Here is a 13,083-nt window from a genome sequence, read left to right on the forward strand (position 1 = left end):
ACCGCCCCTGAAATTGGCTGGGGAAATGCGCGATTTGCATCCCGCGCATCAAGGGAACGTTAACCTTGTCGCTCCACCTTCCGCGTTCAACCTTTGGAGCGGCAGATATGTACCGAATTCTCATCGTGTCCTTCATGGCGGTCGCACTCGCCGGCTGCGGCTCGACGCACGCAATGCGCACCGCCACCGGCGCGGTTATCGGCGCCGGCTCGGGCGCTTTGGCCGGAGCCGCCATTGCCGGAACCGGCGGTGCGGTGGTTGGCGGGCTGGGTGGCGCCGCCGTTGGCGCGGTGGTTGGATCCAGCCAGTGAACAATCACCTGTCCGGGCGAGCGGGTGTCCTTTGATCCCGTAGTTCAGGAGACGCCGGAGGTTTGATCCTCGGTGTTCTGCCCTATGGCGCTTTCTTCTGGGCGGCGTTGCGCAGCATGGCGCCGCGACCGCGCAGGTCCTGCACGAAGATGCGCCTTTCGTCCGGCGTCAACGTTCCTGCGAAATCGATGACGGCCTTCTCGACGGCGATTCGAACATTGAAGTCGGCCTTGCGCACCACTTCCAACTGCGCGTCCACCGCCGGCTGGTCGATCGCATCGGCCGCCAGCAGCGTGGAAAGCTGGGCGCGGCCGTTGCGTGCCGCCTCGACATCGGCGGCCGCGTCATGCCGCGCCCGGTTCAGCATCTGGCGGAAAATCTTCTGCTGCGGCGCCGACAGGTGCTGGGCGGCGAAGCGCAGGCCCTGGCCCGATTGCGCCAGCCTGTTGTGCCCGAACGAATACCAGAGCAGGGCGCCGCCGGCGGCGCCGACGAAGAACACGTTGAAGGCAAGCGACGCGGCGATGATGATGTTCAGCGATCTCGTGCTCATCACTCGTCCACCGTCTGCTCGTTCATCGTCTGCCCATCCACCGTTTGCCCATCCACCGTTTGCAAGGGATCATTGAAGGCGGTGAGGTTGTGGGCGTCACCCTCGTCATAGGCCTGGCCGATCATCGGCACGACGACGGCCAGCGTCATCGCGCCGGCCAGCGCGCCGGCAAGGCCGATGCCGACAATGCCGGCGCCCCAGAATCCCGCCCGTTGCCACAGCGTGGGTTTCGGCCTGGGGCCAACCTTGAGGGCAGGGGCGGCCTGGCGCATGGAGGCCGCCTGAAGAATGGCCTGCCGCAGCTCGCGGCTGGCAGGCGCCACGACGGAACTGTCCAGCAGGCCGTCAAGCAGGCTGGCCTCGGCGCGGAGCTTGCCGATCGCGTCGGGATTTCGCTCCATGAAGGCGAGCGCCGCGTCACGCTCGGCCTGCGGCCAGCGATCGGGGCGGGAGCCGTAAGCTCCCACGATTTCGGCAAAGCGTTCGGGCGTCATCGATCCCGGTCCTTGTCAGTGTTCATCGTCGTCCCCCTTGAGATAGGCGCCGAGATTGCGCCGCGCCCTTGCCAGCAGGCTTTCCAGCGCATCGACGCTGATCTCCATGACGGACGCGGCCTCGATGTTGGAAAGCTCCTGATAGTAGTGGAGCACGATTGCCTCACGCTGCCTGTCCGGCAACGCGGCCAGCGCGGCTTCCACCGTGCGCTGCCGTTCGCTGTCGAACAAGCCCTGATCCGGGGCTGGTCCGGTGTCGGCCTGTTCGGGCACCTCGGCGACATAGATTTCACGCCGGCGCCGCAGCCGGTCGGAACAGAGGTTGAGCGCCACCCGGTAGAGCCAGGTGTCGAAGCGCGCGGTGCCGGGCTGCCAGCGCGCGGCCTGCTGCCATATCCTGAGGAATGCTTCCTGTGCGACATCCTCGGCCTCGCCCCGGTCACCAAGCATGCGGGCAGCAAGCCCCAGCAGACGCGGCAATTTGCGGGCGACCATGTCGGCGGTCGCGGCCGGGTCGTTGCGCGCGATCCGCGCAAGGAGCTCCTCGTCTGTCTCCCTGGCGGTCAAAGGCATGCTGTCCGTACACTTGCGTCGTCAGTCGTTCGCGTTCTTCGCCGCCTTGCGGGCGTCGAGTTCGTCCTGGGCAAGGAAGCCGTCGCCATTGGTGTCCAGCCGCTCGAAGCGCTTCTTGGCCAGGGCGTCGATCTCGTTGCCATCGATGAAGCCATCGCCGTTGGCGTCCAGTCTTTTGAACATCTTCTCCGGGTCGCCCTTCATCTTGGCCGAAGCCGGCCGCGCCTTCCACTCGTCCAAGGACACTTTCCCGTCACCATTGGTGTCGGCGCGCAGCATCGCCTTGCGGGTCATGGCCTGGAACTCGGCAAGCGACAGCTTGCCGTCGCCGTCGGTGTCGCCCTTCATGGCCGCAACCGCCGGCGAGGCGATCAGCAGCGCAAGCGGGATCAGCGCGTGGCGCAGCCTTGGTCTGAAATCCATTCGTCCGTCCTTTCACATAATCAGGTCAGTCCAGCATTGAACGGTCGTCACCGTCGTTTCCGTCGATGGCAGCCCGAAAAACTGACGATCGCGGTGAACATTTTCGTCGTTCGCGAACATCAAGCCCGTTTGCCGGCGCATCGATGCGGGTATAGACTGGTGGTGGCACCGACGGCTGGAACAACAAGGAACGGAAAACGGCCGGTCGGCGTTCATGGTGCGGGAGGCAGCATGGCCACGCCCGATATCGTCACGATACAAGAAACTGCCACATCCGGGGCGGTTCCGCCTGAAACCGCGAGACCAACAGGCCAGCCGCCACCGCCCCAGGTCTCCGACAAGTTCGCGCGCGGGCTGACCTCCTCGGAACTCGCCACCACGCTGTCGCATTTCCATCGCGCCGAGATCGCCCGCATGGCGGGCTGGCGCGATCGGCTGGACCGTACCAGCAACTGGGCGATCACCGTGGTCGCCGCCATGCTGTCGGTGTCCCTGTCGACGGCCAACGCGCATCACGGCGTGCTTCTGTTCGCCATGCTGCTGATCACGCTGCTGCTATGGATCGAGGCGCGCCGCTACCGGTTCTTCGACGTCTACCGGGCGCGCGTGCGCCAGTTCGAACGCTACTACTTCGCCCAGATTTTCTCGCCGCAGCCCGATTTCGCCTCCAACTGGCTGTCGATCGTGGGCGAAAGCCTGAGGGCGCCGCGCTTCCTGATTTCGCAACGCGCCTCGCTCGCCCGCCGGCTGCGCCGCAACTACATCTTCATGTACCTGATCCTGCTGCTGGCCTGGGTGCTGAAGATCACGACGCCCGCTTTGCAGAAGGAAGGCTCCAGCACCGGCATCGCCGGGTCGCTGCACGACGCGCTGACGGGTGCTGCACTCGGGCCGGTGCCCGGCGCGGCCGTCCTCGTGGTGGTCGTGCTCTTCTACGCCGGGCTTTTCGCGGCGGCCTATCTCATCCCTGACAATGATGGGGAACTGTCGCATGGCGACGTCCATGTGTGAGCGCGAACCTGGCCTGGCTCAGGCGTTGACCTTCAGGGCAACGAGCCGGGCGGCGAGGTAACCCTTGACCTGGCGCAGCGCCTGCTCGCGCGTAACGCCGTCGGACTGAAGGCCGAGCCGCAGCCACAATCCGTCGATCAGCGTGGTGATGCCGAAGGCGATGTCATCAGCCGCCTCAGGGGAAACGAGCGCGCGCAGGCCCGACATGAGGTTCGAGCGCATCCGCCCGTGGATGACCTTCTGGATGCGGCGCAGTTTCTCGTCGCGCGGTACCTCGCCGCACAGCGACAGCCAGGCGTGGCAGAGTGAAGGCTGGAAAAGGTGCGGTTCGAAATTGCCGTCGATGACGGCATCGATGCGCTGCATCGGCGTCTTGGCCTGCTTCAGCCTGGCCACCACGGCATCGCGCAGCACGAGGTTGGACTCGCGCATGGCGTGCTCGAACAGCTCCTGCTTGCTGTTGAAATAGTGCAGCACGATGCCCTTGGACGCGCCGGCCTGGGCGGCGACCTTCTCGATGGTCGCGCCGGCAATGCCTTCGCGCTGCAGCACGGCGAATGCCGCCTGCCGCAACTCCTTGCGCCTTATATCGCTGATGCGCGTGAGCTTCACCGGCCGATCCCTGTTCAAAGAATCCACGTTGACATTTTCGTCCACCGAGATCAAGAATTGACCAGTGGGACAATAATTAGACCAAACGGTCAAAAAGACCGCAATGAGGAGAACCGAAATGCTTCGCATCCTTGGAATGGGCGCCTCGCTGTTGGCGCTGGCGCTGGCTGTGCAGCCGGCCGGCGCGGCCGAGCCCGAACAATGCCAGGCCGTGCGCATGGCCGAGCCGGGCTGGAACGACCTTGCCTTCACCACCGGCGTCGCCAGCGTCCTGTTTGACGCGCTGGGCTACAAGGCGGACAGTTCGCTGCTCGGCATCAACGTCATCTATGAATCCCTGAAGAACAAGGATCTGGACGTGTTCCTCGGCTATTGGGACCCGGCCATGGTTACCTATTACGAGCCCTACAAGAAGGAGGGCTCGGTCGACGATGTGCGGGTCAACCTCACCGGCGCCAAATATACTTTCGCCGTGCCGACCTATGTCTGGGAGGCCGGGGTCAAGGATTTCGCCGATCTGCACAAGTTCGCCGACAAGTTCGGCAAGAAGATGTACGGCATCGAGCCCGGTTCGAACCAGCTGATGATGGACGCCATCGCCGATCCGTCGCTCGATCTCAAGGGTTGGGAAGTGGTTGAGTCCAGCGAGGCCGGCATGCTCTCGGAGGTCGGCTACCAGATCAAGGAAAAGCGCTTCATCGTCTTCCAGGGCTGGGCGCCGCACCCGATGAACCGGATGTATGATTTCAAATATCTGACCGGCGGCGACAAGTTCTATGGACCAAATCTGGGCGCCGCGACCGTGACGACGCAGGTGCGCAAGGGCTATCTCGCCGAATGTCCCAATGTCGGGCAATTGCTCAAGAATCTCGCCTTCGACGTTGATTTCGAGAATGCCGGCATGGGCTATCTGATCAATGACGGCATGAAGCCGGAAGAAGCCGGGCTGAAGGCGATCAAGGAGAATCCGGGCAGGCTCGACGCCTGGCTGGCCGGGGTCACGACATTCGACGGCAAGCCCGGGCTGGAGGCCGTGAAGCAGAAGCTCGGCCTGTGAGGGTGGTAGACCAGCAAGGCTGGGCGCGCGCCAAGCGTCATGTCGATATCGCCGGCGTCTCGACGGGAAACGTCGATATCGCCAGCGTCTCGACGGGAAACGTCGAGATCGCCAGCGCCGACATCGCCTATGTCGACATCGCCGGGAACGTGAACCCCGGCGAAGGGCCGGCGCTGGTGCTGGTGCATGGCTTCACAGACACCAGCCGCAGCTTCTCGCTAATGGCGCCGCATCTCACCGGCCGCCGGCTCATCATTCCGGACCTGCGCGGTCACGGCGCTTCGCCGGCGGGGACGAGGGGCTTGAGCCCCGCGGATTTCGCTGCCGATATCGCCGGGCTGATCGGGGCCTTGCGGCTGGATCGGCCGGTGCTGGTCGGCCATTCGCTGGGCAGCATGGTGGCCATCGAGACCGCCGCTGCATATCCTGACCTGCTCGGCGGGCTCGTGGTGCTGGCCGGAACGCTGCGGCCCGACATCGGCGACGACCATCCGATGGTGGTCGGTGTCGGAACGCTGCGGGATCCGATATCCTCGGCCGATCCCTTCTATGACTATTGGCATGCCTGCGAGGCCGAAGTTTCGCCGAAGTTCCTCGACATGGCAGCGCGGGAGGCCTCGGCAATGCCGGTGGCCCTGTGGCGCACGATCCTCGAAGAGGTGCGCCGCACCGACCTGACCGCCAGCGCGCGCGCCTTGCGCGTGCCGACGCTGATCATCGGCGGCGGCCACGACCCGCTGTTCGATGCCACGCATCAACAGCGGCTGCGCGATGAAATTCCGGAAGCTGTTTTTGTGAGTGCCGATCACTGCGGCCACAATCCGCACTGGGAAGACCCGGCACTGGTTGCGCGAACCATTGCCGCGCATGTCGCGGCGCTGGCCGCACCGGCCGTCGCCTGATGGAACGGCGGGAGGACCAATGAAACTCTCGGACTACGTGGCGCTGGACGCGGTGGCGCTCGCCGGGCTTGTCCGCTCGGGCGAGGTGTCCGCCGGCGAGGTCGTCGAGGCGGCCGTCACTGCTGTTGAAAGCATCAACCCGGTCATCAACGCGGTGACGTTGCTGGACGCGGATCGCGCGCTTTCGGCTGCCAGGGGTTGCGACCGGCAGGCGGCGCTGCCGGGCATGCCACTGCTGGTCAAGGACACCGGCGTCGATGTGCGGGAATGGCCGACGACGCATTCGTCGCGCTATTTCAAGGACGCCGCGCCGAGGTCCGACAGCGAGATCGCGCGCCGCTGGCGGGCCGGCGGCCTTGTCCTGCTGGGCAAGACCAACACGCCGGAATTCGCCGGCGATTTCGTCACCGAGCCCGGCTTTCGCGGCCCAACCCTGAACCCCTGGGACCTGTCGGTAACCGCAGGCGGCTCGAGCGGCGGTGCGGCCGCCGCTGTCGCGAGCGGGATGGTGCCGGTGGCGCATGGTTCCGACATTGGCGGGTCGATCCGCGTGCCCGCGGCCTGCTGCGGCGTGTTCGGATTGAAGCCGACGCGCGGGCTCAATCCCGTCGGCCCCGATCGCGGCGAGGTGGGTGGCGGGCTCTACGCCGAGAATGTCCTGTCGCGCTCGGTGCGCGACAGCGCCGCGATGCTGGACATCACCGGCGGCCCGGAACCGGGCTCGCGAAGCAGGCTGGTGAAGCCGGTGCCGTCCTATCTGGACTGGCTGGACTCACCCGGCGAGCGCCTGCGCATTGCCTGCATATGTCGCCGGCCGGACGGCACGCCGGTCTCACCCGAGATCGAGGCGGGCTTCGTGCGGGCGGTGGCGCTGCTGGAGGAGATGGGACACACCCTGACCGAGGCACGGCTTCCATCCGAGGCCGATGGCGGCGCGGAATGGAACCTGTTCTGGATGTCGGAGGTCGCGCGGATCATCCATGAACGGGCGCGCGAGACCGGGCGCATGCCGCGACCCGACGAGATCGAAAGCCTGAGCCGCCATGCGCTGGACTGTTCCGATCGGGCCAGCGCTGCCGATTATCTGAGGGCGAACGACCGCGCCCATCGCGCTTGCCTTGCCATGGCCCGCGCGTTCGACGGATTCGACCTGATCATGACGCCGACCACGGCCTGCCTGCCGCCGCGTCTCGGCGATATCAGCGGCCGGGGCGTTCGGGGCAGCGAGGACGCCTCTGATCGCGCGGCGTGGGATTACGATGCGTGGGCCAGCCGCGCCTACGGCTTTGCCCCATTCACGGAAATCTTCAACGTCACCGGGCAACCGGCGGCAAGCCTGCCGCTGTTCCAGTCACCGTGCGGTTTGCCCATAGGAATCCAGCTGGCAGGACGATGGAACGAGGACCACCGGCTGCTGCGTATCTCGCACGAAATGGAGCGGACGACCGGCTGGACCGGCCGTCGTCCGCCGATCCACGCCGGACAGCCTTGAGCGCACGGCCAGGGATGCTTTCGGCAAGGATGAAGGGATGGTTTTCCCGACAACGTGAAAGTCTTCACCGTCGCGGCGACGGCAACGTGTAAAAATTCCAAACTGCCTGATCGAGGGACGTCCGATGCGCGGTTTGGTTTTTCGTATGATGCTGCTTGTCGCGGGCTCCCTGGTGTTGTTCGGCTGCGAGCGAAGCAGCCCCTTCGGCAAGCCCGAGCAGCCGACGAGGTCCGCCATCGGGATTGCCCGGGTGGGAACTTAACCGATCAAGCGAAGTTTTGCAGGAGCCTGTCTCCTTGCAGGCAAGGTGGGAAGCACAATGGCCTGTCCCGGCTCACGCCGGGGTGGGCTTTTCGCATCCAGCCATGAGGATAGTCAGAACTTGTAGGCGATGCCGATGCGGACATCGTTCGAGGTCAGCTTCGTTGTAAGGGGAACGAGGAGTGTGGAGGCAGGGAAGTCGTGACTGCCAAAATCCGTGTAGCGGCCGCGTGCCTGGCGCTGCCAGCCTTTCAAGCCCGCCGCCTGCGTTTTTGAGTGTTCGACGGCCGGCTTATCGGCCATACTGGCTCCATGCGCATTTCCGGGCCATCTGGCTTTTCGTCGACGCGCTTTTTCTTCCCGGCCGGCCGGATCTGTCCGATGGCATGTCTGGCCCCCTTGCTGCTGGCTGCGCTTCCAATGCCGGCAAGCGCACAAACGGTCCTGACGACCGGCGCCTACTCCTTCTCCGATGAACTCGGCGGTTTCCATATCACCGGGGCGTCGGGCAACGGGACCAAGGACGATCCGTTCGTGATCACCGAGGAGCTGAATTCGGCGACGCCGGTGACGCTGACCATCCGTGCGGAGCGACCGATCCAGCCGTTCGGCGTGGCGGGCAAATTCGCCACCGGCATGCTGAAAATGCGCATCGATGTGCTCAACAATGGCGGGCAAGGCTGGATCGAATTCCAGTTCGAGCTGCAGTCGATCCTCGGCCAGCCGAGCACCGACGACGACGGCCTGTCCTTCGACCAACCCAACAAGACGCCGGACTACATCGCGTCCAGCGGCTTCGCCGACTATTATCGTGAAATGACGCCCTATGACCGCCTGCTGTTCAGGGACGGAAAGGTCGATCCGCTGAAGACGGCGACTTTCGATTTCCTGATCACCGATCTGGTGCCGAAGAAGATCTTCTGGCTGGTGCAGGAACCGCGCATACCATTGAGCTGAATTTACAAAATGCGGCCGTGTGGATGTTGGCCCCGCGCAACCTTTGACCTTCCACGACGGAGCGGGGGGACAACGAAGCGAGTTGATGGGAACAGAGCTATCAGTGTCGGCGGGAGGCGTCCGGACGTTGCGATGGCACGCGCTTCGGGCAGGCCGGTTCAACGGAACGAAACACCGTCACGACCGTTGGTCCAAGTCGGAGTGCATAGTGAGCAACGCACCGCTGAATGGCGATGGAGATGCTCGGGAGCATTCCCAGGAGACGCAGATGAGCACCACCACGCTTCTCATCATAATCATTGTCATTCTTTTGCTCGGCGGCGGCTGGTTTGGCCGTGGACGCTGGTACTAAACACGCCACGCATCGCGTGGGTTCTTGTCCGCACGCGAAAGCTTTTCAGCCACCGTCCCGGCGACAGGCTGCGTCATAGTCGGCCAGCACCTGGCCGATCGCGGCGTGGAGGATGGCTTCGGGATTTCCTGCCGGTCCAAGCTTGGCCGGCAGCATCGGCAGGAACTGCCGCATCAGCGTTTCGGGGATGCCGACGCCGTTGAGCGCCTCGACCAGCCGGCCGGAGGCAACGGCGGCGGTGGGGTTGCTCCAGTAATAGCGGATGCGGTCGCTGTAGCTGTAGTGGCGTTGCAGATAGAGGCTGGTGTCGCTGCCGTGATAGTGGCTGTGCCAATGGCCGGGGGATGCCAGCATCACGCGCTCCATCGTGCGGGCGAGCGATCTCTCGCCATAATCAGGGACCATTTCGGATGCGATCAGGTCGAGCCCGTAAAGTGCCTCGCGCAAGGCAAAGGTCAGGCCGGGGCCAACCTTGAGGATGGGAAAGCCGTTTGTGACAAGGGCCGCCAGCGCGGCGCGGCTCTGGTAGTCGGTGGAATGCGCTTCGTAGACGAGCGAGGGTTCCTCATCGAGCAGTCCGGTCAGCGCCTTCGACGCTTCGGGCCGGTAGGCGACGACGTTCTGGCTGCCGAACTCGACGCCCGGCTGCACCACCACGGCGATGACGCGGCCAAACGCTTCCGCCAGCCCCTCGCGGGCGAAGATCTCGCGATGAACCTCGATGGTGCGGCGCGCCGCCGCTGCTTGCGTCGGCTTCAGGTCGCTGATCGGGTGATCGACGCCGCCGGGGGCGGGGACCTCGGTGCCGATGATGTAGACCGGCAAGGCGCCGCCGGCCGCACGCGCCGCCTTTTCTGCTGCCTTGGCGAGCCGCGCCGCCCGCGTGGCGATGGTCTCGTCGTCGAGCGCGGCCGGCTCACCGGCGCATCCCATCGACGCGTCGAGATGGATTTTTGAGAAGCCCGCCCAGACATAGGCGGTGACCATGGCTTCTGCCTTGTTCATCGCCTGCGCCGCCAGCTCCGTGCGCCACGGGTTCGGGCCAAGATGGTCGCCGCCGAAGATGATGCGGCGGGGGTCGAGACCTTCCTTGCCGGCGATCTCCCGCACGAAGGCGATGAACAGGTCGGGCGTCATGCCGGTATAGCCGCCGACCTGGTTGACCTGGTTGCAGGTCGCCTCGATCAGCAGCGTGGTGTCCTTGTCGGCGACGGCGCGCCGGATCGCCGTCTGGATGACGAGCGGATGGGCCGAGCAGATCGAGGTGATGCCGTAGGGCGATCCGTTTCGGCGCGCGGTGGCGAGGCCTGCAAGCGGGTTGATCATGCCGCCCTCGCCGTGCCGGCGATGAAGGCGTCGAGAACATCGAAGCCGGCGATGCCTTCCATAGGCCCGCGCCGGGTGACATTGCGGGCGCCGGCGGCATTGGCATAGAACAGCGCCTTGGCCGGCTCCATCCCCTTGCGCCGGCAGGTCAGATAGGTGGCGCCGAAACAGTCGCCGGCGCCGGTCGGGTCGACTTCCTCGACCAGGAATCCGGCACAGTCGATCCTGCTGCCGTCTGCGCCAAAACGGGTGGAGCCGGCAGCGCCGCGCTTCAGCACGATCTCGCCAACGCCCCTGGCGATCAGCGCCTTCACCGCCTGGCCTTCATCATCGACCCCGGCGGCCGCAAGCAACTCGTCGCCGGAGGGCAGCAGCAGGTCGGCATCGTCGACCAGGCGTGAAAACTGCGCGCCGTCGGCGCCGTCGATCAGTTCCTTGCGCACATTGGGATCGAAGGATGTCGAGCCGCCGCGCGCCCGCACGGCTCTCGCGGCATATGCGATGATCTCCTTCAGCCCGGATATCGACAGGGCCGATCCCATGACATGAAGATGGCCGGCACCGTCTGCCAGGCGACGTGCTTCCTCGGTGAGGCTGATCCGACCGGCGGCGGATTCGGCGATGTTGTAGACGAAGTCCCGGCCGCCGTCGGGCCGGTAACGGACGAAGGCGCTGCCTGTCGGGTAGCGGTCGCTGACTGCCACGGCCGAGACATCGACGCCGTCGCGCCTCAGCCTTTCCAGATTGATCGTGCCGAAATCGTCGCGGCCGACGCAGCCGATGATGCCGGCGCCGCCGCCCAGCCTTGCCACCTGATCGATGAAGATGGCGGGCGCGCCGCTGGGATAGGGGCCAATCAGCGCCTGCGGCTCGAGGAAGCCCATGCCCCGGTCCGTCGCCATGATCTCGACCAGGATTTCGCCGGCGGCGATCGTCGGTCCGGCGGATTCGGCGGCGATCTCCCTACGGGGAAGGCTCATTGCTGCAATTCCTTCTCGTCCCCAGACAGCCGAAAGCGTGCGGCGTGCGGCCCGCACGATAGCGCCTGGCTGAAACCGAGGTAAATCGCGGCGAAAGCGAAGTCAACAAAAACTGTACGCATGTGCATTTTATTTAATCCGCGCGCGGCTTTCCTGGCGAAGCGTTTGCCCGGTAACCCCGCACAAAGCGCGGTTATCGGCCAAAAATCGAGTTCGGGGGAACTTGACTCGGGTACACGCCAGCGCAATAGAATATACACGCATGTTCATTTCTACATGCGCATTCGTAAAGGAGGAGACGAAATGCCATCGGGAAGATTTATTGCAATGCTCGCCGCGTCGGTCGCCGCATCGGCGCTGACGGCAAGTGCCGCCCTGGCCGAGGAAATCACGGTCGCGACGGTCAACAATGGCGACATGATCATCATGCAGAAGCTGTCGCCCGAATGGGAGAAGGCGACCGGCAACAAGGTGAACTGGCTGGTGCTCGAGGAAAATGTCCTGCGCGAGCGGGTCACCACCGACATCGCGACCAAGGCCGGCCAGTTCGACGTGCTGACGATCGGCGGCTATGAGACGCCGATCTGGGGCAAGAATGGCTGGCTGGCACCGCTCAACGATCTGGGCGCCGACTATGATTACGACGACCTGATCGCGCCGGTGCGCAGCGGCCTGACCGTCGACGGCAAGCTGTATGCCGTGCCCTTCTACGCGGAAAGCTCGTTCACCCTCTATCGCAAGGATCTGTTCGACGCCGCCGGACTGAAGATGCCGGAGACGCCGACCTACGACCAGATCAAGGAGTTTGCCGCCAAGCTCACCGACAAGTCGAAGGAACAGTACGGCCTGTGCCTGCGCGGCAAGCCGGGCTGGGGCGAGAACATGGCGTTCGTCGGCACGCTGGTGAATACATTCGGCGGCCGCTGGTTCGACATGGATTGGAAGCCGCAGATCAATTCGCCGGCGTGGAAGCAGGCGATCGGCTGGTATGTCGACGCGATGAAGCAATACGGACCTCCGGGCGTCAGCTCCAACGGCTTCAACGAGAACCAGGCGCTGTTTGCGTCCGGGCATTGCGCCATCTGGATCGATGCCACCTCGGCGGCGGGTCGCGTCTATGATCCCAAGCAAAGCAAGGTCGCCGACAAGGTTGCCTTCGCCAAGGCGCCGGTGGCGGTCACGCCCAACGGTTCGGCCTGGGGCTGGGCATGGAGCCTGGCCATTCCGGCCACCTCAAAGAAGGCGGAGACCGCCAAGTCGTTCGTGAAGTGGGCGACATCGAAAGCCTATGTCCAGCGCGTCGGCGAAAGCGAAGGCTGGGTCGCCGCACCTCCGGGAACGCGCAAGTCCACCTATGCCAGCCCGGACTACCAGAAGGCGGCGCCCTTCGCCGCGACGGTGCTCTCGGCGATCGAATCCGCCGATCCGACCAAGCAGACCAAGGATCCGGTGCCGTATACCGGTATCCAGTTCGTCGCCATCCCGGAATTCCAGGGCATCGGAACCGAGGTCGGCCAGGCGGTCGCTGCGGCGGTAACCGGACAGCAGTCGGTGGATGACGCACTCGACGGCGCCCAAACAGCGGTGGAGAAGACGATGACGGAGGCAGGCTACATCAAGTAGCCGGGCTCGGGTCCAACAGGTAGCCAAGCGGCGGAGCGTGCCGCCCTTGGCGATCCGCGCCTGTAGTGACCTCCCATCGAAACAGGCCGGAGGATGCGCGGATCCGCCAGGGCGGGTCCGTGCGTTCGTTGCGGGTGGCGAGCATCCACCGGGCCG

Annotated in this window: 16 protein-coding genes; 8 read left to right on the forward strand and 8 right to left on the reverse strand. The window is 64.9% G+C overall.

Annotated features, from left to right (window positions below; all coding sequences use genetic code 11):
- Positions 1 to 107 precede the first annotated feature (107 nt).
- Positions 108 to 311, forward strand: a complete 204-nt coding sequence (locus ABVQ20_RS01370; RefSeq protein WP_354457706.1) for a YMGG-like glycine zipper-containing protein — start codon at positions 108 to 110, stop codon at positions 309 to 311.
- Between the two features lie 82 nt (positions 312 to 393).
- On the opposite strand, the gene ABVQ20_RS01375 is transcribed toward ABVQ20_RS01370, so the two are convergent.
- Genes ABVQ20_RS01375 through ABVQ20_RS01390 form a run of 4 tightly spaced genes read right to left on the reverse strand, consistent with a single transcriptional unit; the run spans position 394 to position 2,354 of the window.
- Positions 394 to 864: a periplasmic heavy metal sensor gene (locus tag ABVQ20_RS01375; RefSeq protein WP_354457707.1), complete on the reverse strand. Its 471-nt coding sequence runs from the start codon at positions 862 to 864 to the stop codon at positions 394 to 396.
- A complete protein-coding gene (locus tag ABVQ20_RS01380) occupies positions 864 to 1,358 on the reverse strand; it encodes a hypothetical protein (protein ID WP_354457708.1) in 495 nt (164 codons plus the stop codon). The genes ABVQ20_RS01375 and ABVQ20_RS01380 overlap by 1 nt, the downstream gene beginning before the upstream one ends.
- 15 nt (positions 1,359 to 1,373) lie before the next feature.
- Positions 1,374 to 1,931 (reverse strand): RNA polymerase sigma factor, encoded by a 558-nt coding sequence (locus ABVQ20_RS01385; protein ID WP_354457709.1) that lies wholly within the window; start codon positions 1,929 to 1,931, stop codon positions 1,374 to 1,376.
- 21 nt (positions 1,932 to 1,952) lie between these two features.
- Positions 1,953 to 2,354 carry an EF-hand domain-containing protein gene (locus ABVQ20_RS01390; protein WP_354457710.1) on the reverse strand — a complete coding sequence of 134 codons (402 nt, stop codon included), beginning with the start codon at positions 2,352 to 2,354 and terminating at the stop codon, positions 1,953 to 1,955.
- 231 nt (positions 2,355 to 2,585) lie between these two features.
- On the opposite strand from ABVQ20_RS01390, the gene ABVQ20_RS01395 reads away from it, so the two are divergent.
- Positions 2,586 to 3,365, forward strand: coding sequence for a DUF2270 domain-containing protein (locus ABVQ20_RS01395; RefSeq protein WP_354457711.1), 780 nt, complete (start codon positions 2,586 to 2,588; stop codon positions 3,363 to 3,365).
- A gap of 18 nt (positions 3,366 to 3,383) precedes the next feature.
- Here the strand turns inward: ABVQ20_RS01395 and betI are convergent, their stop codons facing one another.
- Positions 3,384 to 3,977 carry a choline-binding transcriptional repressor BetI gene (gene betI, locus ABVQ20_RS01400; RefSeq protein WP_354457712.1) on the reverse strand — a complete coding sequence of 198 codons (594 nt, stop codon included), beginning with the start codon at positions 3,975 to 3,977 and terminating at the stop codon, positions 3,384 to 3,386.
- A gap of 118 nt (positions 3,978 to 4,095) precedes the next feature.
- On the opposite strand from betI, the gene choX reads away from it, so the two are divergent.
- Genes choX through ABVQ20_RS01415 form a run of 3 tightly spaced genes read left to right on the forward strand, consistent with a single transcriptional unit; the run spans position 4,096 to position 7,428 of the window.
- Entirely contained in the window at positions 4,096 to 5,034 is a 939-nt protein-coding gene (gene choX, locus ABVQ20_RS01405; RefSeq protein WP_354457713.1) for a choline ABC transporter substrate-binding protein, read from the forward strand.
- Positions 5,031 to 5,936: an alpha/beta fold hydrolase gene (locus tag ABVQ20_RS01410; RefSeq protein ID WP_354457714.1), complete on the forward strand. Its 906-nt coding sequence runs from the start codon at positions 5,031 to 5,033 to the stop codon at positions 5,934 to 5,936. Before choX ends, ABVQ20_RS01410 begins: the two co-directional genes overlap by 4 nt.
- 19 nt (positions 5,937 to 5,955) lie before the next feature.
- Positions 5,956 to 7,428 carry an amidase gene (locus ABVQ20_RS01415; RefSeq protein WP_354457715.1) on the forward strand — a complete coding sequence of 491 codons (1,473 nt, stop codon included), beginning with the start codon at positions 5,956 to 5,958 and terminating at the stop codon, positions 7,426 to 7,428.
- Between the two features lie 375 nt (positions 7,429 to 7,803).
- Here ABVQ20_RS01415 and ABVQ20_RS01420 read toward each other — a convergent pair whose 3' ends face one another.
- A complete protein-coding gene (locus ABVQ20_RS01420) occupies positions 7,804 to 7,992 on the reverse strand; it encodes a hypothetical protein (protein WP_354457716.1) in 189 nt (62 codons plus the stop codon).
- A 9-nt stretch (positions 7,993 to 8,001) separates the two neighbouring features.
- On the opposite strand from ABVQ20_RS01420, the gene ABVQ20_RS01425 reads away from it, so the two are divergent.
- Positions 8,002 to 8,646 carry a hypothetical protein gene (locus tag ABVQ20_RS01425; protein ID WP_354457717.1) on the forward strand — a complete coding sequence of 215 codons (645 nt, stop codon included), beginning with the start codon at positions 8,002 to 8,004 and terminating at the stop codon, positions 8,644 to 8,646.
- 208 nt (positions 8,647 to 8,854) lie between these two features.
- Positions 8,855 to 8,998, forward strand: a complete 144-nt coding sequence (locus ABVQ20_RS01430) for a hypothetical protein (protein ID WP_354457718.1) — start codon at positions 8,855 to 8,857, stop codon at positions 8,996 to 8,998.
- 45 nt (positions 8,999 to 9,043) lie between these two features.
- On the opposite strand, the gene ABVQ20_RS01435 is transcribed toward ABVQ20_RS01430, so the two are convergent.
- Positions 9,044 to 10,324, reverse strand: a complete 1,281-nt coding sequence (locus tag ABVQ20_RS01435) for a D-tagatose-bisphosphate aldolase, class II, non-catalytic subunit (protein ID WP_354457719.1) — start codon at positions 10,322 to 10,324, stop codon at positions 9,044 to 9,046.
- On the reverse strand, positions 10,321 to 11,304 hold the full coding sequence (locus ABVQ20_RS01440) for a tagatose kinase (protein ID WP_354457720.1): 984 nt from the start codon (positions 11,302 to 11,304) through the stop codon (positions 10,321 to 10,323). Before ABVQ20_RS01440 ends, ABVQ20_RS01435 begins: the two co-directional genes overlap by 4 nt.
- Before the next feature lie 303 nt (positions 11,305 to 11,607).
- On the opposite strand from ABVQ20_RS01440, the gene ABVQ20_RS01445 reads away from it, so the two are divergent.
- A complete protein-coding gene (locus tag ABVQ20_RS01445) occupies positions 11,608 to 12,927 on the forward strand; it encodes an ABC transporter substrate-binding protein (RefSeq protein WP_354457721.1) in 1,320 nt (439 codons plus the stop codon).
- Positions 12,928 to 13,083: the final 156 nt, after the last annotated feature.

Source organism: Mesorhizobium shangrilense (assembly GCF_040537815.1).
Classification (GTDB): Bacteria; Pseudomonadota; Alphaproteobacteria; order Rhizobiales; family Rhizobiaceae; genus Mesorhizobium; species Mesorhizobium shangrilense.